Origin of the sequence: Shewanella hanedai (assembly GCF_007197645.1) — a bacterium.
Taxonomy (GTDB): Bacteria; Pseudomonadota; Gammaproteobacteria; order Enterobacterales; family Shewanellaceae; genus Shewanella; species Shewanella hanedai.
The window spans coordinates 42,252-61,185 of the sequence record NZ_VKGK01000009.1 but is presented as its reverse complement, the minus strand read 5'-3'; the positions used below and the strand labels follow the sequence as shown (position 1 = coordinate 61,185).

Below are 18,934 nucleotides of genomic sequence, written 5' to 3'. Positions count from 1 at the left end.
AGAGACACATGGTGTCGTTGGTAATTAGGGTAAATATCCAAGTATGTTATTGATATTATTTGGTTGTTTGAGTATTACAATAAACTTAAAGTTCACTGGTATGTCGATGGGGTGTAGTTGTATATAAGTTCAAGAGTTAAAAGGCAAGATGTCCATTTCTTTTGTACTTTCTAATCACTCCTTCCTTATTTAATTCATTTTAAATCGTTTGGCGATGACATAGCTGAGTAAGCTAAACAGAGTTATGCCGATGCTATCTGCTGCTAAGTCCATAATATCTAATGTTCTTGTTGGGATTAGTCCCTGACTTAGCTCCTCTAAAAGTACAAAAATACTGACGATGGCAGTACCGTAATAAAGGTTAATGCGGCCTAGGGAGAAAGTTTTGAACCGGGAGGTTAAATTAAACATCAGTGTCAGTATGCCAAACAAACTAAAGTGCCCGATTTTGTCACCATAGGGGAGTGATCCTACAAGTTCAAAAATAGGATTACTGCTTCCGGTGTTAGCCTGATAGATAGCCCATATGATAAAGACAAGGAAGCTTAAGGTAATGCTGACTGTGAGCTTATACATGGTTAATTGATTCCATTCTGTTAATGCCCTTATTTCGTTAATGACTTCATTGCATTAATTTCTTGATCCCTTGTTGAGGAAATTATGCCAAGTGGGGCTAATACCAATCAGTATAAAGATTTGATCGCTCAGCGAGAGTTTAGCGGTCCTGAGGCAAGGCTGCGAGTGAAGAGCATAGTTATTCTACGGTTAAGCTCGTTAACACAGGATCAGAACCGCTAAAACTCGCCTGTAAGGAGTGTTTTTGGCTGCCTATTTCTGCGTTGAATGAACTCATAAGGGAACAACCACTATGTCATCCATTCGCCTTGAATTAGTTTGCCAAAAGACACTCTGAGTAGATCAACTTCTTATACTGATTGGTATAATAAATACAGTGAATGAAAGTTAACGATTCAGATGTCATTGAGATAAGTTTTTTGGGTCAGCAACTGCTATCTTAGCCTAATATGTAATCTATAAGTTTCATTACTAACTGAGGTGATTGATGATTAAACAAGGAGAAAGAATTCCTGATGGTGTCATGTTGGGAGAGTTAACCAATGAAGGAATGTTAACTCATTGCGTAACGGATTTATGTGCGGGTAAGAAAGTGGTGTTATTTGCCGTTCCTGGAGCATTTACACCGACCTGTTCAGAATCGCACTTGCCTGGTTTTGTGGCCTTATTGGAAGAGTTCAAAGCCAAAGGGGCTGATATCATTGCGTGTGTTTCAGTGAATGATGCCTTTGTAATGAAAGCTTGGGGCGATAGCCAACAGGCTGCTGGAATTATGATGCTGGCGGATGGTGATGCGAGCTTTACTCAGGCACTAGGCCTACAGATGGATACAGCTGGTTTTGGTGGTATACGTTCACAACGCTATGCCATGGTGTTGGAAGATGGAGTGGTGACCGAGCTGAATGTCGAGGCACCTAAAATGTTTGAAGTGAGTAAGGCCGAAGTGGTGTTAGATTTGTTATAACGGCACTATTAGCTAAGACAGTCAAAAGGAACCATAAAGGTTCCTTTTACTTTATAGCGATTAGCATTCATCACGGTTAAAAATAGTGAATGTACTCGACGCTGGCTCTGTATAAGGTGTCTTCGAATCCGATTAAGTCTTGCTCTGATTCTCTGTTGATATACTGAGTTTGAAAACGTAGTAAATTACGCTGATTTGTTAGAGGAATGACAACACTGAAAGCAACATCGTTCAAGGTGTACGACTTGTTATCGTCGTATTTCCACAAACCATCGTAACGACGATAACTAAAGGCAAGTTGGATATTACTGAGTGGTGTATTTGGAGGGAGTGAGTTGAGGAGAATTAGTTAAGTGGCAACCAAACTTGGGCGTGCAGGCCTCCAGCGGCTCTGTTTGTCAGTACCACTTCTCCTTGATGTCGATCGACGATACGTTTGATGATGGCAAGTCCTAAACCAGAACCGACACTGCCTCTGGCTATGTCTCCCTGAGTAAAGGGTTGAAAGAGTTTAGGGATCTGATCTTCAGGTATACCGGGGCCATTGTCTTCAACACTAAAACCCACTCGTTGACCGTCGAAGTGAGAGCTTAATTTGACCCAACCTTCGCCATAGCGAAAGGCATTCTCAACCAGATTACTGAGTATGCGTTTAATGGCGATCCCTTGCATCGGGATATCTGGGCAACTGGCGAGTTCGACCTCGATTTTACCTTCACGGTTAGACTCTGCGAGTACAACATCTTGAATAAGGTAGTTGATCTGTTCTTGCTCACGCACGCATTCCTGATCTTGGCGTATATAAGCAATAAATTGGTTGATAATGGCATCCATATCTTCAATATCATGCACGATGCCATCCTTGAGGTACTCATCCTCTTCAACCATCATTTCCGAGGCGAGTCGAATTCGGGTCAAGGGGGTGCGAAGATCATGGGAGATCCCAGCCATTAAGAGTGCTCGGTCTTGCTCAAGCTGCTTCATGCTGTGGGACATCTGATTGAAGGCGTTGGTTACCTCAACAATTTCAGTTGACCCCTTTAGCGGAAGAGGCTCTGGGTAATCGCCCATGGAGACTAATATTGCGGCTTTTTGTAATCGTTTTAACGGTCTATTTTGTTGTCTAGCAAACCACCATCCGCCAGCGACACTAAGCGCACCGATGACCATTAAATAGAGGGTTAACGGCGACAGGTCGTACTCATTGAAACCCGTTAAGGGAACTTTTATCCAGATAGAAGGGGCTTGAGGAGGACGGATCCAGATCTCGAAATCATCGCCTTGCGCTATTCTGACTTCTGCTTTCCCGCCTAGGTGTTCGGACATCTGTGACGATAAAAAACCATAGTAAGTGGTTTGCTCTAAGCCTGATGCTCGTGCTTGTTTCTGGTTATATATCTTCATGCCATCGCCACGGACTTTAGCGTTGAGGGCATCGACCATCGTCAGGTGTTCACGGCCAACGTCAACGCCATCGACGAAAAGGTATTTTACTTGTCTCGCGATGAGCTGATTGATCTGCTGATAGGTAGGTTGAATAAAATAAGTGGCAACAGAAAGATAGGATACTAATTGGTTTATCAGCAATAGACTGCCAATTAGCATCACAGTTTGACTGAACGAGCTGCGGGGAAGCATTTTTTTTAACCACTTCAACTCAGTTCTACCTTCTGTTTGAGATTCGATCTAGTGAGGTTCATTCGCTGGCTTATCGACGCGCAGCCCCATCGGGCACAAACACATACCCCAAACCCCAAACAGTTTGAATGTATCTTGGGTTAGCGGGATCTTTCTCTATCAAGCGTCGTAGGCGTGATACTTGCACATCGATAGAGCGTTCGAGGGCGGAATAATCGCGTCCGCGGGCGAGATTCATTAACTTATCTCGAGAGAGAGGTTCCCGTGGGTGACTCACCAACACCTTCAATACGGCAAACTCACCACTGGTGAGTGAAATCGCTTCTTCGCCATGGTACATCTCGCGTGTCGCAAGGTTGAGCGCGAACTCACCGAAGGTGATCTCTTCCTCTTGCTGAGTCGGTGCTCCAGGTACATCTTGCACTTGGCGGCGCATGACTGCTTTAATTCTGGCAAGCAGCTCACGAGGATTAAATGGCTTTGGCAGGTAATCATCGGCGCCGAGTTCCAGACCGATAATACGGTCTACTTCATCGCCCTTAGCGGTTAACATGACGATAGGGATTGGGTTGCCGTTTTGGCGAAGTCGACGACAGATTGAAAGGCCATCCTCGCCAGGAAGCATCAAATCTAAAACCAGTAGGTGAAAATTTTCTCGCTCAATCAAGCGATCCATCTGCTCTGAATTGGCAGCACTGCGAACCTGATAACCTTGCTCCATTAGATAACGTTCGAGTAGAGCTCTTAGTCTCATATCATCATCTACAACGAGTATTTTAGAGGTTTCCTGTCCCATGCTTATTATCCTTTCCGGTAGGGATTCGATGGCTATGCTAGCCAACTGGCTGATATTAGTATTCTTTATGTAAGCTAATATAGCTGTTTTTTGTTGTCTAAGACTAGCAGCTATTTTCTTTGTGTTTACATTTTATAGATTTTCAAGAATTTAAGCTGTATTTAACTTTTTGAAAAGGTTATTTATTTCACTATCATCCGTTCATCGGTAATGAAATTGTAACTAAATTGGATCTCAATGCTTTAAGGGGAAATTGGATCTCGATTCTAATCATTTTGGTGATTAAGATAGAATTAGATGACAACAGGATAATCCCTCGTAGTAAACTAGCATCAGACTGAGTCGCTGCTTAATCCAATAGAGGCTGGCGAACATAAAAAACTAGAATCTGATTAAGTTACCGCTTACGCAGATGTGGAATAGAGACGAATATGAAAGCTTTGTTGATCACAAGGAAAGGCTGGCAGGCCTTAGATAAAGAGCTTAAGTACTTGTGGAAAGAGTATCGCCCAGAGATCACCAAGAAGGTGCAGGAAGCAGCTGCCCAAGGGGATCGCTCCGAGAACGCTGATTACACTTATAACAAACGCTTGCTAAGACAAATCGATAGCCGGGTTCGTTATTTGGTACAGCGGGTTGAGAATCTTACTATTGTCGATTATTCACCTCAGCAGGAGGGTAAAATCTTCTTTGGAGCTTGGATCGAACTTGAAAATGAGGCCGGTGATATTGTTCAATATCGCATAGTGGGTAAAGACGAGCTGGATACCAAGCTAGGTTACATTACTATCGACTCGCCAATGGCCCGTGCGCTTATCGGTAAGCAGGTCGACGATGAAGTGACAGTAACAACACCATCAGGATCCAAGGAGTGGTATGTGAATAAGATTCAATATAAGGCATTTAAGGATGAGTGAGCCCATGGTAGCTGATGTTAGAGAGGGAATTAAAGACCCGCTTGTTCCCGATTGGGACAACATAGAGCTACCTAAAACCTGGGCTGATGAGATTAACTTTAAAACTTGGACCAATGTGGGGCGTTTATGGCACTCGCTGTTCAAGAAAGGCAATGGTCGAATAGAGTTGCCTGATGTTTTTCCTGATAACTTGATGGGTAAAGAGCTGTTGCCTAAATATCTACAGCAGGAGTTCCACGGTATTCCTAATGGTAATTTTTCAAACAACATTACCCGAGGTTATATCAGTGCGTTTGATGGCACTATGCTAGGCAAGATGAAGCCGGTGCGTAAAGAGATGGCTTCTTGGTTTGATTCAGCTGAAAGCGTGCTTGATATTGGTTGTGCTGGCGGTCAGATGGCCGCGGAAGTAAAAGCTCAAGGTGTTGTGGATGTATGGGGATTAGACCCTTCGCCTTATCTGTTGAAGCATGGAGCAAAGGCAAATCCTGAGATTAAGTTTGTCCAAGGCTTAGCTGAAGACCTTCAATTTTCCGATAAACGCTTCGATGGCATTACTGTCAGTTTCGTGTTTCATGAGATGCCGCCTAAACATATCGACAGGGCTTTAAGTGAGTGTCATCGTGTGCTCGATGAGGGAGGCTTACTCGCTATTTGCGAACCTTCATCTATTCAATTTAAAGACGGCTGGTGGCCGATGTTTAAGGGCTATGGTTTTACTGGTTTCTATTTTAAATGGCTTGCTAAGCATGTTTACGAACCCTTCGTACCAGCTTGGCATAAGCAAGATATTACTTCACTGCTGAATCGCCATGGTTTTGAGGTGTTGGTAAATCGCAGAGGCATGCCTGAGCACACCATCTTGGCTAGAAAGCTAACCAGTTAATATTTCTTATTCTGTTTCTGTCAGGCTTAAACAAGCTTGAACTGCGTCACTTTTTGACTACCTTAATCCTGCAATCAATGCCTTGTTTAAAGCGTATTAAATTCCCACTGAATCCTGCATTTCCAAGTGGCTTGGGTATATAGCCTGTGCTATCTTGGGCGCCACTACGTTTTTAATCTAGGCTCGACAATACTTCCTATGCAAATGACGCACAATATTGCTCAAATCATCGCTCAAGAACTGAATGTTCGTGAACAACAAGTTGTCTCTACCATCGCGTTACTGGATGACGGTGCTACGGTACCATTTGTGGCTCGTTACCGTAAGGAAGCGACTGGGGGATTAGATGATACTCAGCTGCGAACCTTGTTTAGCCGATTGGGTTACCTACGTGATTTGAATGATAGACGTACCGTGATTTTGTCGAGCATTGACACTCAGGGAAAACTCACCCCTGAATTGAGAAAGGCACTATTTGATGCCGACAGTAAGACCCTTTTAGAAGATCTTTATTTGCCATATAAGCCTAAGCGTCGTACGAAAGGACAAATAGCTATTGAAGCAGGCATTGAGCCGTTAGCCGACTTATTATTGAATAATCGTCAGGCAAACATTGAGCAGGAAGCTGGCAAGTTTCTTAATGCCACGGCGAACTTTGCTGATACTAAATTAGTACTCGATGGCGCTCGCTTTATCGTGATGGAGCGCTTTGCTGAAGATGCAGCATTATTGCAGAAAGTTAGAAAGCACCTAAGCCAGAGCTCTGTTCTTGAAAGTAAAATGGTGAAAGGAAAAGAGAAAGAAGGCGCTAAATTTAGAGATTATTTCGAGCATTCTGAACCGCTAAATAAGATCCCTTCACACCGTGCATTAGCCATGCTTCGTGGTCGTAATGAAGGTGTGCTTAGCTTAAATATGAATGCAGATCCAAGCAATGAATCTAAGCAAGGTAGCTATTGTGAAGTGATTATTGCAGAGCACTTTAAGCTCAACTTGGGCAGTAGTGATGTCGATGCTTGGTTGAAAACGGTTGTGACTGCGACGTGGCGAATTAAGATCGCGCTACAGATGGAAACTGAATTTATTTCTAAAATGCGAGAGCTGGCAGAAACCGAAGCTATTAAGGTGTTTGCCCGTAATTTAGGCGATCTACTGATGGCTGCACCAGCGGGTGCTAAGGCGACACTAGGGTTAGACCCTGGATTAAGAAGTGGTGTGAAAGTCGCTATCGTGAATAATACGGGTAAGTTGGTTGCACATACGACCATTTTCCCCCATGCACCTCAGAATCAGTGGGATAAGTCGGTGCGTACTTTAGCCAATTTGGCAAAGATGCATAAAGTTGACTTGATTGCTGTTGGTAATGGTACTGCGTCTAGAGAGACGGATAAGTTGGCTGCAGAATTGATCGCTAGCGTGAAAGATGAACTGCCTAAGATCACTAAGATTATGGTAAGTGAAGCGGGGGCGTCGGTTTACTCGGCCTCTGAATTTGCTGCAAACGAGTTTCCAGATCTTGATGTGTCGATTCGAGGCGCGGTATCGATTGCTCGCCGTCTGCAGGATCCTCTTGCTGAACTCGTAAAAATAGAGCCTAAGGCTATCGGTGTCGGACAATATCAGCATGATGTGAGTCAGAGTCTGCTTTCTCTGTCACTAGAGGGTGTAGTGGAAGATTGTGTGAACAGCGTTGGGGTCGATTTGAACATGGCGTCAGCACCTTTGTTAGCTCAAGTCGCTGGACTAAATAAGACATTGGCGAGAAACATCGTCACTTATCGCGATGAAAATGGCGAGTTTACAGAACGTAAGCAGTTACTTAAAGTTGCTCGCTTAGGACCTAAGGCTTATGAGCAGGCAGCTGGTTTCTTACGCATCCTAAAAGGTGCCAATCCGTTAGATGCCTCATCTGTGCATCCTGAGGCTTACTCTTTGGTTGAGTCGATTGCCAAAGCGAAAGGGCAAGCACTAGAAACGTTAGTGGGTAATTCAGAATTGCTTAAAAGTGTAAAAGCTGAAGATTTCATTACTGAGGTTTTTGGACTGCCAACTGTCACCGATATACTGGCAGAATTAGATAAGCCGGGGCGAGATCCACGTGGCGAGTTCAAAACAGCAGTATTTAAAGAGGGTATCGAGCAGGTCAAAGATTTAAAACCTGAGATGATTCTAGAAGGTGTTGTGACCAACGTAACTAACTTTGGTGCTTTTGTGGATATTGGAGTTCACCAAGATGGTTTGGTGCATATCTCGTCTTTAACTGAAAAGTTTGTTAGCGATCCCCATACGATTGTAAAAGCGGGTGACGTGGTAAAAGTCAAAGTGATGGAGATTGATGTAGAGCGCAAACGTATTGCGCTGAGCATGCGTCTTGATGAGAAAGTGGGTGAGAAGTCTGCGAGTCGTCCAAGTCCAAGTCCTAGTACAGGTGGTAAACCTTACACTGGTAACAACAAAACGCAGAATCGTCCTAAGCAGAAGGCTCAGCCAGCCAACGCTGCAATGGGTAATGCTTTTGCTGATGCGCTGGCTAAACTTAAAAAGTAATAATACAAATTGAAACAAATGAGCCGAAGTTAGTAATAACTTCGGCTTTTTTATATCAAAATATATGCTTATTGAATAAATGTGAGTTTTTAGGTGGGTTTTTTGAACTAAATATTTCCAAGTATGTCAGTATTACTCGATAAGGGCTCCATAGAGGGTCGACAAAAACTCTGGGACATTTATGAAGACTCGGCACTCACATTTAGGGCCATTTCGCTCTATTCTCATCTTTTGCATCATCGCATTTATTTTTCTGACCCTTAGCCGTATTGGCTTAGGAATATGGCAAGCCGATCGTGTCGCTGCGGTCGATGGTTGGTCTCATTTATTGATACAAGGTGCAAGGGTCGATTTCGCAGGTTTATGTTGGTTATGGGGTATTGCCGCACTTGGTACCGCTATTTTTTCAGGCGATCATGTTATCGGCCGAACATGGAATACGATCTTACGAGTCTGGTTAACCTTGGGGTTATGGTTGATCGTATTTTTGGAGATATCGACACCGTCATTTATTGAAGAGTATGGCATCCGTCCTAATCGTCTCTATGTTGAATACCTTATTTACCCTAAAGAGGTTCTCTCCATGTTGTGGAGTGGGCGTAAACTAGAGCTGCTCTTAGGTGGATTAGTTAGCGGATTAACTTTATGGGGAGGTTGGAAACTGAGCGGCGCACTGCTTAAAAACCTAATTTATCCACGTTGGTTCTGGCGTCCGGTTATCGCACTGGTTGTGATTGCGGTGACCTTAATGGGGGCGAGATCGACCCTAGGACATCGCCCATTAAACCCTGCTATGGTTGCTTTTAATGATGATCCGCTAGTTAACTCACTTGTGATTAACTCGGCGTACTCTTTGATTTTTGCCATTAACCAGATGGGGAATGAAGCAAACGCCGCTAAAATTTATGGCCATATGGATGACCAAGCCGTTATCGATAATGTGCGTCGTGACAGTGGTCGTCCTTTGGAAGCGTTTACTTCGAAAGAACTGCCAAGCATGTCATTTAATCAAGCTAGCTATCAAGGTAGACCGAAAAATCTGGTTATCATTTTACAAGAGAGCCTTGGTGCTCAATTCGTCGGAAGCTTAGGTGGATTACCTTTAACACCGAATATCGATGCATTATCTCAAGAGGGATGGTCATTCGAAAATCTATACGCAACTGGTACTCGTTCTGTACGCGGAATAGAAGCAGTCGTCACCGGTTTTACCCCCACACCTGCACGCTCTGTGGTTAAGCTGGGTAAGAGCCAAAATGGTTTCTTCTCGATTGCTGAACTATTAAAAAGCCACGGTTATGAGACCCAGTTTGTCTATGGTGGTGAAAGTCACTTTGATAATATGAAGAGCTTTTTTCTAGGCAATGGTTTTAGTGACATTGTCGATGAGAATGATTACAAAGATCCAGCATTTGTCGGCTCTTGGGGAGTGTCAGATGAAGATTTGATGCGCAGAGCTAACAGTGAGTTTGAGCAATTTTATCGTGAAGGAAAGCCCTTCTTTAGTTTAGTGTTTAGCTCGAGTAATCATGATCCATTCGAATTCCCTGATGATCGCATTGAGTTATATGAACAACCAAAACAGACGCGTAATAATGCGGCTAAGTATGCTGACTATGCGGTTGGGGAGTTCTTTAAACTTGCAAAAAAATCGAATTATTGGAAAGACACCATCTTTTTAGTGGTCGCGGATCATGATAGTCGAGTTGGCGGAGCAAGCTTGGTGCCTATTCCACGTTTTAGGATCCCTGGTATTATTTTAGGCGAAGGTGTTGAGGTTAAACACGATGAACGCGTTGTAAGTCAGATAGACTTGGCGCCAACCTTGCTCTCTTTAATGGGCGTGTCTGATTCTTATCCTATGTTAGGTCGTGATTTAAGCCAGACAAGTGAAGATTGGCCTGGTCGTGCTTTGATGCAATACGATAAGAATATGGCGTATGTACGAGGTGATGATGTGGTTATCCTTCAGCCAGAGCGTGAGCCTGTAGGGTTTAAGTATGACTCCAAAACTGAGACGTTATCGACTAGTCCCCAGAGCGAAGAGATGAAGCAAGCGGCATTAAGCTGGGCATTATGGGGAAGTATGGCTTACCAGAAAGGCTTATATCGTACAGAGTCGAGTGAAGATAAGCGTTAAATTAGTGCGGAAACAGCAGACTGGATTTTAGGTTCAGTCTGCTGTTGATAAAATGTTTCTATGTGTTGACCAAACTTTTGGTAAACCTCAGGTGCTTGTCCAAGCATTCCCTGCCTTGCCTCTTTTTTACCTTCATCTCGAGTGGTATCTATTTGTTGTTGAGTTCGAATATCCCGTCTTTGTAGCGCCGGCTTACCCTTGAGTAAATTATTAAGCTTTAGGGCTTCAGCTGGGTTGGTTTGCTGCAGATGCTGTTTTGCACTCTCTTGCTGTGCTGCGCCTTGTTGCTTGCCCTGACTTTTTTCATTGAGTCTAGCGAGCACTTCTGCCTGTTGTGCAGTGCGCTCATGCTGAGAATTAAAAGGACGCTCATTATGTCCTTTTGTCGCTTCTTGAGGAGGAATGACGGGAGGTTTTTGCAGGTTATCTGTGCGCGCAGCATCGGTAGCGGCATTAGTTGTCGCGATGGGCACATTGGGATAGTTGGTGACAACCAGCATGATATTTACCTCCGACCTATGACTAAATAATAACCGTATTTGGGGCGTAATACCAATCGATATAAGAAAGTGTTCTACTCAGCGTGTTTTTTGGCAAACTAATTCAAGGCGAATAGATGATGGAATAGTTATTCCCTTGTGAGTTTATTCAACGCAGAAGTAGGCAGCCAAAAACACGCCTAAAAGGCGAGTTTTAGCACATCCGATGCTATGTTAACGAGCTTAAACGTAGAACAACTATGCTCCTCACTCGTTGCAAGCCACATGGATGTGGTGAATGTCATTAATGCAGGAGCAATTAATGACCTTGCCTCAGAAGTGCTAACTCTCGCTGAGCGATCACATCTTTATACCGACTGGTATATAGATAAAGTCTCTAGCCGGAAATGTTATTTAACCAGCTGGTAAAGCCTGCAAGGAACTCATCCTTGTGTGAAAAAAAAGGCGCGTGTGATGCCTTTTGCAGGACTAAGTCTTGATAGAGTTCCGAGTTTATTGGCATTAAAGGTGGTACTCGTCTAGGGACCAGCCCATCTAAGCGTCCCCAGATCCTGAGCCAAGGTTGCTCTATCTGAGTGAGCTGGGATCTAAGGTCGACCTTCTCTAACATTTCCAGTCCCTGTCGTAGTGCAGAGTCTTTAGGCAAAGGCCTTGCAAGCACAAGATTCTTGAGTTGTCTGATGTCCTCTTTCGCCGTTGAACTCCCCATGGCTTGGATTGCAAGAAATCGTTCGATTGTCTTACCGATATTATCTTGTAGTTGAACAGAAAACTGCGCCAATACCTGAGGTGGTATGCCTGGCCAAGATTGATCTTCATGTGCCATAAAGCAGGGGGAGGAAGCGATAGTCACTAGTCCTGTCACTTGAGTTGGGTATCGTAAAGCAGCTCTAGTTGCGACTAAGCCCCCTAATGACCAGCCCACCCAAATTGCCTTATTTGGCAGTTTGGCAATAATAGCGTCAACCCAAGTATCTAAGTCGCCCTCAATTGCCTCGCTGAACCCAAAACCGGGCAAGTCGACATAGTGGACTCTATACTCAGAGAGAGAAGAGTGAAGTGGTGTGAACACCGAACTATTCATTCCCCAGCCATGGAGTATAACTATCTCTTGGCCTTGGCCAATAGAGTCTATATGTAAGGTTGAACTCATGGAGTTGATTTCCTAATACTTAAATAATATCCAGTGGTGCTATCAACTCACCACACACCCAAGCTCATTTCGTGGTCTCATTAACCCATCATGGCGAGATTATTCCCTTAACAATACGTCTAGGGTTAAGCGCATAAGGCCTTTGAAAAGAGTCTTTTTAGATCGTATTTGTATAGATAAAACTGGTGTTTAGTGCTGATGAATTTGATGCAGTTGCTCTCTGGGAGTTTACCTAATCGATGTCTTATGTGCCATCAAAGTATCGACCTGCCGGCAAAGGGTTTGTGTGCTGTGTGCCTCGATAGTGGCTTGTATCATCAACCTATCTGTCTAGGATGTGGTTGTGGTATGCAGATTCAGACTCGATTTTGTGGCCAATGCATGAAAACGCAACCTCTGAATGTGATTGCACCTTGCAGCTACCATAAGGGATTAGGCGAGTGGATAGGCTTAATTAAATATCAGCGGCAGTTTGCCGTGTTACCTGCACTGTCTCAAGCTTTGGTTGGTCGTATTTTAGAACTTGAAGCATTGGGATTGTTGCAACTTCCCCAAGTACTTGTTCCAGTGTCATTACATCCTAACCGTCAGAGAGAACGAGGTTTTAATCAGGCTTGGTTGATTGCCGATGCAATTCATCGGCAACTTAACATACCGATTGTGACTGAGGGTTTAGCGCGCACTCTAGATACTCAGTCACAAGCCGGACTTACCGGTAAGCAGCGGCGTCAGAATTTATCGGAGGCGTTCACTCTCACAAATGACTTTCCCTATCAGAGAATTGCGTTAATTGATGATGTGGTGACCACTGGGGCTACAGCGAAAGAGATAGCTGGGCTGTTTGAAAAGCGACATATTCATGTTCAGGTCTGGTGTTTGGCAAGAGCTGAAGCGCCAGGGGTTTTGGATTAATTAGCTGCTCATATTCTTTAATTTGTGTACGACAATAACAGCGAGGATATTCTCGCTGTTATCTCATTCATTAGTGTAATGCGGGGATAAAGTAGAGGGCATTAGCATATATTTTTTCTGATCCCAGCCAGATGTTTCTAAACATAAGATTATCGGCCAATACGACAACAGCTCCTTTACCTCTTGATTCGACTAAGATGGCTGGGCTTTGAGATAAGCTGCGCTGATACTCTTTAGCGAGATAACCGCTTAACAGTGGCTGTTTAGCATATTTTGCAGCGACACTGAAAGGTGTCGAACTATCTTCAAGTCCGAGTGCCTTATTTTTTAATATTGGTAGTCGAGCGTTAGGTATCCCAAAACTCAGTGGGTGGCTGATATCCAAAGTGAGTTCGAGTATTGCACCGCCTATGGCTTGACGAGCGGATAATTTTTCTTTTTCATCAAAGGTTAGGTCACTGCTGTCAAAGAGTAGTTTGAAGAAGCGCGACTCCTTGAGGTTGGCTTTTAATAGGTTACCTTTATTTAGCCAGCTAAGTGCCCCTTTTTGGGCGATGACGATGCCACCCTGACTGGCAAATTGACCTAGTTTTCGAGTCAGTGTTTCATTGAGTGAGGAGTATCTTCCTCCAGGAAGGAAGATATGAGTGTAGCCACTCAAGGGAATCTTAGAGAGATGTGAAGTATCGGCTAAGGTGACTGGTACGCCAAGTTTAGTATCTAAGTAATACCAAATCTCTCCGGCTTCTGATTCATCAATCCCATACCCTGTAACGATTAAGGGTTTAACGGGCTTAATTGAGTGGAAGTCAGGGCTGCCCAAATCAATTCCTGCGACTGATGCGCTGCTGTTTACCGTGGCAATGTCTAAAGGAGTCATGGCCATCAAACGGGCAATCTTTGCTGTTATCTTATCGCTAGAGACGTTAGCTTGCTTAAGCGGGATTTGTAAGCTGCCAGCAGGGAAATTGTGTTCCACACTGTCAATTTTGACGGTAAATGGGCTCGCAGCAAATTTTACTTGGATTTTATTCTCAAGTAATTGCTGCAATACAAAGGCTGCGCCATCTTGTTGCCAATTAATGAGTAAAGCAACGGCTTGAGAGTCGGCTTCAAACTCATGGCTATCAGGTGCTGTAGATGACAGTACATCAAGATCTAACTTGGCGTTTCTTACCATATCTAAATCATAAGCATGTTCTAGGTTCCAGCTCGACACATCGTAAAATGTGGGATCTGCAAACTCATTCCGTTGATCAAATATCGCCAGTAATAAGTCTTTTTGAGGCTGATGAAGAGGAATAAATAGGCTGCTTGCAGCGCTAAATTCTTTATCACCTTGTGCCACCGACTCCGTTAAATAGTAAAATGTAATCTGATGTTGGTTGAATAGGTTAGCTATATCTGCAATTCTGCCTGTATTCGCTTGTGAGCCAATTAAATAGCCTGATTGGCGTCCCTTTATAGCGGCTTTAGCTCTGCCTTTGTAAAACTGGCTTTGATAATCAAGTAGGTCATCTTTGAGCGCTAAGCTACCTTTTAGGCTGGATATCGACGTGGTTAAGTGGTTATCGATAGCGTCGCTTAGTCTAAGTTTACCATTCTCAGTCATCAAGGCTTGGCCTTTAGTACTCGATTGTTCGAATAAGACGCCAATGGAGCCATTAATATCCGGGTATGTTGAGCCTTTACCATAAAAGTAATCATCAAATATCTGACGGCTAAAGTATTCTTGCTGTTTTTTATCGAGAGCTTGGCGATGAAATTGAGCTAATTTCTCGGTTAAAACCTGATTTTTCTTAGGCGTTAAAGGGTGAGTTCTATCAGGGACACCTGGCTGGAAAAAATAACTGCCGTTGCTGTTCATTTCGTGAAAGTCACCCACATAGTGAGGTTGCCACTTGTGAAAAAGTGCGACTCTGCCTCTAGATTCAGGATGACGTAGGAATAACCAGTCTCGATTGAGATCGGCAAAATAGTGATTGGTTCTTCCTGTTGGCCAGTTTTGTTTGTGCTCCTTGTGACGAGGATCGCTTACTTCTACTTGACCACGATAGTTATTGGTCCAGTTAGAAAATCGATCAAAACCATCAGGGTTTTGAGTCGGAGTGATCAGCACAATTGCTTCGTCTAGTAGCTGTTTAATCCATGGGTCGTTGCTGCTGGCAAGTTGATAGCTCAGTGCTAAGGCTGCATGAGCGCCACTGGCTTCATCGCCATGTATGGAATAAGCCAACCAGATAATCAGTGGGCCATCTTGTTTTTTACCTGATTTAACTTCCTTACGTTGAGCTAGAATCTTCTTTAAGTTGGCTTGGTTTGACTTGGAGGTGATCACGGCTGTGAGTTGTTGCCTTTCTTCATAGCTCAGCCCACTTTTTTCTATGGACAACCGGTCGCTTTCATTCGCTAGCTGCTGTAGGTAATAATTGATCTGATCATGGCGCAAGTGCCACTTACCCAACGGATAGCCTAGGAATGCTTCGGGTGAAGTGAGTTGGGAACTCGGATTCAAATTTGCGACTGAGCTCAAATTTTGAGTGGTAACAGCAGATGCTGAAGGCAGGATACCGAATACGTAGCTTACCGCAAAAAAATAAAGCAGAGCTCTTAACATTGTGAGTGTCTTTATACTTGTAATGTAACGTTAAATTAGCATTTAGATGCTGTTTTTTCCACATGTTTTATTGAAAATACTTCCTTGTTCGGAGCCTGTTATTACTTAATTCTTTTAATAAAAAGGGTAAACCAATTTGATTGAGGACTACAAAGCTGAACCCAGTCAGAGTATCATAGGGTAATCCATACTAAAACACTCAAGTTTTACCTGACGGAGCTTGTCTTAATGATCACCATTTCCGAAACCGCTCAGGCTCATTTTGTTACCTTGTTAGCAGATCAGCCCGACGGAACTCATATTCGTGTATTCGTAATTAGCCCAGGTACAGCAACAGCTGAGTGTGGCGTTTCGTATTGTCCGCCTGATGCTGTTGAGGCTGATGATATGGAATTCGAATTTAATGGCTTTAATGCCATGGTTGACGAGAAATCAGCCCCTTTCCTTGAAGACGCCACCATCGATTTTGTTACTGATCAATTAGGTTCACAATTAACGCTTAAAGCACCCAATGCTAAGATGCGTAAAGTGTCCTCTGATGCGTCACTTAATGAGCGCATTGAGTATGTTATTCAGTCTGAAATTAACCCTCAGCTTGCTAGCCATGGTGGTAACATCGTGCTTATTGAGGTTACTGAAGAGGGCACCGCTGTTCTACAATTCGGCGGTGGCTGTAACGGTTGCTCTATGGTTGATGTGACTTTAAAAGATGGAATTGAAAAGCAACTGCTTGAAATGTTCCCTGGTGAGTTAACGGGTGTTAAAGATGTAACAGAGCACCAAGCGGGCGATCACTCTTACCAGTAAGAGTTGATAGGTTCTGATAGAAAAAGCGAGCGGGTTTCAGACCTACTCGCTTTTTTTGTATCTACTGAAAACTAGATAATGTTACTTAACCGATATCTGTAGTGGAATGTGAGTGTCAGACTTCTGGCCAACATAAAGGCGCTCATGGCGGCCCATAATGCGTGATTTCCTGAGTCTTGAAGCAGGAACCATACAGGGAAAAATATACCAAAAGTCGATATTATCATGCTATTTCGCATGATTTTCCCTTTAGCTGCGCCAATATAAACGCCATCAAAAAGGTAAGATCCGAAGGAGAGTAGTGGCAGAAGTACAATCCAGAATAGGTACTCATTAGCAACAATTCTGACATCATCAATACTGGTCAGCAGGCCGATAATACTTTCTCCCCCAAAAGCGAAAAGCAGCGTAAATAGGATGGCTGATATTGCGGACCAGAGCCAAGCTAATGTGACACTTTGCCGCATTAAGGTTTTATTCTTCTGGCCATAAGCTCTGCCAACTTCAGCTTCTGCATAGTAAGCAATGCCGTCTAGCGCATAAGAGATAAGCAGTAATAGATTGAGTAATACAGCATTTGCCGCAACGGTATTATCTCCTAGGCCGGCACCTTGGAAGGTCATAAAGGCAAAAGATATTTGCAGACATAAACTGCGCACAAATATATCAGCATTTAAGCTAAGTAATTTTCGGTAGCTATTAAGGTTCAAACTTTTGTAGAGTCGGGGAAAATTGAACTCCCCCGTGAGTTGAATCTGCTTATAAACCATCGTAAATGCAACAAGGAAACCTGCAATATCAGCAAATACTGAAGCTAAAGCTGCTCCCTTGACTCCCCATCCCAAACCTAGGACAAAGAGTAAGTCAAGACCAACATTTGCTAGGTTTGCCACAATGAGTTGCCACATGGCTGCTTTAGGTTGTTGTCTGCCTAACAGCCAGCCTAAAAGTACCAAATTGAGCAATGCAAAGGGGGTTGACCAGATCCTGATGTTAAAATATTCACGACAATAGCGCTCGACTTCTGCACTTGCATCTGTGAGCGATAACGCGCCATTTAGAATAGGGAGTTGCAGTATTACAGCACTTACCCCTAAAATAAGCGCTAAACTACCCGCTTGAAGTAGCAGCTTATATTGGGTTTGTGTATCACCTGCACCGTAAGATTGGGCGACTAAGCCCGTTGTTGCCATTCTTAGAAAACCAAGCATCCATAATATAAGCGTGATGATGGTAGACCCAACGGCCACTCCGCCTAAATAGTAGGCGTTACTTAAATGCCCCACCACTGCAGTATCTACCAGTCCCAACAAGGGAACGGTGATATTGGACAATATCATAGGCAAAGCTAGTGCCAATAGTTGTCTGTTTTTCTGTTTGTTTAATAGAAGTTCAACAGGGGTCATATTATCTCAGAGGTTCGATATTTTATGTTTAAAAGCATGTTAGTAATACTGTTTGTTATGATTGGCTTTTCGGCTCAGGCAGCGGTGATTTTACAATATCACCATGTCTCAGCATCGACGCCCGCTATCACGAGTGTGACACCAGAGCAATTTCGTGAACAGATGCAGTATTTATCCGAAAATGATTTCATTGTTAAACCCCTTTCAGAGGTGGTCGATGCAATCAAGAATAATCAGGACATACCCGCTAAAACCGTGGTGATTACTTTTGATGATGGATATCGAAGTATCGCAAAAACAGCACATCCTATTTTAAAGGAATATGGTTTTCCCTACACGCTATTTGTCTCTATTGAACCGATTAAGGCAAAATATCGAGAAATGATGAGTTGGGATGAGCTTATCGCTCTTTCCAAAGAGGGGGCTGAAATTGCAAACCATAGCTGGGCACATGAACACTTAATTCGAAAGGTTAAAGGTGAGTCCAAAGAGCAATGGATTGAAAGAATTGAAGATAATATATTAAGAACGGAGAGGGAGATTAGTCAAGCAACTGGGCAGAATCATAAGATGCTAGCCTACCCTTACGGTGAGTATAATCAAGATATAGAGTCAATGTTAACGCGTAATGGTTTTATTGGATTAGGGCAGCAATCTGGGGCCGCTGGCGCTTTTTCTTCACTGACTGCTTTGCCGAGATTTCCTGTCGCTGGAGTCTATGCCGACCTGACGAGTTTGAAAGTGAAATTACATAGCCTAAATATGCCAGTGATATCTCAAAATATGACAGATCCTGAGCTGAAAAATGGTCACTGGCGACCTGAGTTAAAGGTAACTTTAGATGTGGCTGATATCTACCCCCATCAAATGATGTGTTATATCCAGGGGCAGGGAGCCAAAAAGCCACTCTGGCTAAGTGGAAATGAATTTAGCATACGAGCAGAATTCGATCTTCCTGTAGGTCGCTCTCGATATAACTGTACAGTGCCGAGTAAAAGTAAGACGGGTTACTATTGGTTTTCTCAGGCTTGGGTTAGAAGTTCGGGTGACACGACAGAATAAGTACCGCCATGTC

Annotated in this window: 15 protein-coding genes; 8 read left to right on the top strand and 7 right to left on the bottom strand. The window is 43.5% G+C overall.

All coding sequences use genetic code 11. The features are described from left to right. Positions 1 to 189: 189 nt before the first annotated feature. A complete protein-coding gene (locus FN961_RS09270) occupies positions 190 to 576 on the bottom strand; it encodes a VanZ family protein (RefSeq protein WP_143564277.1) in 387 nt (128 codons plus the stop codon). Between the two features lie 487 nt (positions 577 to 1,063). Here FN961_RS09270 and FN961_RS09260 point away from each other — a divergent pair, with 487 nt between their 5' ends. Then, positions 1,064 to 1,540: a peroxiredoxin gene (locus FN961_RS09260; protein WP_143564275.1), complete on the top strand. Its 477-nt coding sequence runs from the start codon at positions 1,064 to 1,066 to the stop codon at positions 1,538 to 1,540. A 345-nt stretch (positions 1,541 to 1,885) separates the two neighbouring features. Here the strand turns inward: FN961_RS09260 and envZ are convergent, their stop codons facing one another. Together envZ and ompR are read right to left on the bottom strand one after the other, a co-directional pair. Next, the gene (gene envZ, locus FN961_RS09255) at positions 1,886 to 3,178 is read right to left on the bottom strand and encodes a two-component system sensor histidine kinase EnvZ (RefSeq protein ID WP_144039996.1); all 1,293 of its coding nucleotides are present in this window, start codon (positions 3,176 to 3,178) and stop codon (positions 1,886 to 1,888) included. A gap of 70 nt (positions 3,179 to 3,248) precedes the next feature. Next, positions 3,249 to 3,974 (bottom strand): osmolarity response regulator transcription factor OmpR, encoded by a 726-nt coding sequence (gene ompR / locus FN961_RS09250; RefSeq protein ID WP_143564274.1) that lies wholly within the window; start codon positions 3,972 to 3,974, stop codon positions 3,249 to 3,251. A gap of 431 nt (positions 3,975 to 4,405) precedes the next feature. On the opposite strand from ompR, the gene greB reads away from it, so the two are divergent. The 4 genes from greB (at position 4,406) to FN961_RS09230 (ending at position 10,464) form a co-directional block, all read left to right on the top strand. Then, entirely contained in the window at positions 4,406 to 4,891 is a 486-nt protein-coding gene (greB, locus tag FN961_RS09245) for a transcription elongation factor GreB (RefSeq protein WP_143564272.1), read from the top strand. Further along, complete coding sequence (locus FN961_RS09240) at positions 4,884 to 5,777, top strand: class I SAM-dependent methyltransferase (protein WP_143564270.1); 894 nt, start codon at positions 4,884 to 4,886, stop codon at positions 5,775 to 5,777. The genes greB and FN961_RS09240 overlap by 8 nt, the downstream gene beginning before the upstream one ends. Before the next feature lie 198 nt (positions 5,778 to 5,975). Then, positions 5,976 to 8,324, top strand: a complete 2,349-nt coding sequence (locus FN961_RS09235; RefSeq protein ID WP_143564269.1) for a Tex family protein — start codon at positions 5,976 to 5,978, stop codon at positions 8,322 to 8,324. A 181-nt stretch (positions 8,325 to 8,505) separates the two neighbouring features. After that, a complete protein-coding gene (locus FN961_RS09230; protein WP_143564267.1) occupies positions 8,506 to 10,464 on the top strand; it encodes an LTA synthase family protein in 1,959 nt (652 codons plus the stop codon). On the opposite strand, the gene FN961_RS09225 is transcribed toward FN961_RS09230, so the two are convergent. Both FN961_RS09225 and bioH read right to left on the bottom strand, forming a co-directional pair. Then, positions 10,461 to 10,964, bottom strand: coding sequence for a hypothetical protein (locus FN961_RS09225; protein ID WP_143564266.1), 504 nt, complete (start codon positions 10,962 to 10,964; stop codon positions 10,461 to 10,463). The two genes, FN961_RS09230 and FN961_RS09225, sit on opposite strands and share 4 nt — an antisense overlap. A gap of 376 nt (positions 10,965 to 11,340) precedes the next feature. Continuing rightward, positions 11,341 to 12,126 (bottom strand): pimeloyl-ACP methyl ester esterase BioH, encoded by a 786-nt coding sequence (gene bioH, locus FN961_RS09215; protein ID WP_373293378.1) that lies wholly within the window; start codon positions 12,124 to 12,126, stop codon positions 11,341 to 11,343. A gap of 189 nt (positions 12,127 to 12,315) precedes the next feature. Here bioH and FN961_RS09210 point away from each other — a divergent pair, with 189 nt between their 5' ends. Then, positions 12,316 to 13,029 carry a ComF family protein gene (locus FN961_RS09210; RefSeq protein ID WP_373293376.1) on the top strand — a complete coding sequence of 238 codons (714 nt, stop codon included), beginning with the start codon at positions 12,316 to 12,318 and terminating at the stop codon, positions 13,027 to 13,029. A 70-nt stretch (positions 13,030 to 13,099) separates the two neighbouring features. Here the strand turns inward: FN961_RS09210 and FN961_RS09205 are convergent, their stop codons facing one another. Continuing rightward, a complete protein-coding gene (locus FN961_RS09205) occupies positions 13,100 to 15,646 on the bottom strand; it encodes a M14 family zinc carboxypeptidase (protein ID WP_143564263.1) in 2,547 nt (848 codons plus the stop codon). A gap of 228 nt (positions 15,647 to 15,874) precedes the next feature. On the opposite strand from FN961_RS09205, the gene nfuA reads away from it, so the two are divergent. Next, positions 15,875 to 16,453 carry a Fe-S biogenesis protein NfuA gene (nfuA, locus tag FN961_RS09200; RefSeq protein WP_143564262.1) on the top strand — a complete coding sequence of 193 codons (579 nt, stop codon included), beginning with the start codon at positions 15,875 to 15,877 and terminating at the stop codon, positions 16,451 to 16,453. A 71-nt stretch (positions 16,454 to 16,524) separates the two neighbouring features. Here nfuA and FN961_RS09195 read toward each other — a convergent pair whose 3' ends face one another. Beyond that, positions 16,525 to 17,859 (bottom strand): MATE family efflux transporter, encoded by a 1,335-nt coding sequence (locus FN961_RS09195; RefSeq protein WP_143564261.1) that lies wholly within the window; start codon positions 17,857 to 17,859, stop codon positions 16,525 to 16,527. Positions 17,860 to 17,883: 24 nt separating this feature from the next. Between FN961_RS09195 and FN961_RS09190 the strand changes: the two genes are divergently transcribed. Continuing rightward, a complete protein-coding gene (locus FN961_RS09190) occupies positions 17,884 to 18,921 on the top strand; it encodes a polysaccharide deacetylase family protein (protein WP_143564260.1) in 1,038 nt (345 codons plus the stop codon). Positions 18,922 to 18,934 lie beyond the last annotated feature (13 nt).

Coding starts and splice junctions, on each gene's coding strand:
- envZ (WP_144039996.1), bottom strand. CDS start 3,178: ATGCTTCCCCGCAGCTCGTTCAGTCAAACTGTGATGCTAATTGGCAGT.
- FN961_RS09235 (WP_143564269.1), top strand. CDS start 5,976: ATGCAAATGACGCACAATATTGCTCAAATCATCGCTCAAGAACTGAAT.
- ompR (WP_143564274.1), bottom strand. CDS start 3,974: ATGGGACAGGAAACCTCTAAAATACTCGTTGTAGATGATGATATGAGA.
- FN961_RS09205 (WP_143564263.1), bottom strand. CDS start 15,646: ATGTTAAGAGCTCTGCTTTATTTTTTTGCGGTAAGCTACGTATTCGGT.
- FN961_RS09230 (WP_143564267.1), top strand. CDS start 8,506: ATGAAGACTCGGCACTCACATTTAGGGCCATTTCGCTCTATTCTCATC.
- greB (WP_143564272.1), top strand. CDS start 4,406: ATGAAAGCTTTGTTGATCACAAGGAAAGGCTGGCAGGCCTTAGATAAA.
- FN961_RS09260 (WP_143564275.1), top strand. CDS start 1,064: ATGATTAAACAAGGAGAAAGAATTCCTGATGGTGTCATGTTGGGAGAG.
- FN961_RS09210 (WP_373293376.1), top strand. CDS start 12,316: ATGAATTTGATGCAGTTGCTCTCTGGGAGTTTACCTAATCGATGTCTT.
- FN961_RS09225 (WP_143564266.1), bottom strand. CDS start 10,964: ATGCTGGTTGTCACCAACTATCCCAATGTGCCCATCGCGACAACTAAT.
- FN961_RS09270 (WP_143564277.1), bottom strand. CDS start 576: ATGTATAAGCTCACAGTCAGCATTACCTTAAGCTTCCTTGTCTTTATC.
- FN961_RS09195 (WP_143564261.1), bottom strand. CDS start 17,859: ATGACCCCTGTTGAACTTCTATTAAACAAACAGAAAAACAGACAACTA.
- FN961_RS09240 (WP_143564270.1), top strand. CDS start 4,884: ATGAGTGAGCCCATGGTAGCTGATGTTAGAGAGGGAATTAAAGACCCG.
- nfuA (WP_143564262.1), top strand. CDS start 15,875: ATGATCACCATTTCCGAAACCGCTCAGGCTCATTTTGTTACCTTGTTA.
- FN961_RS09190 (WP_143564260.1), top strand. CDS start 17,884: ATGTTTAAAAGCATGTTAGTAATACTGTTTGTTATGATTGGCTTTTCG.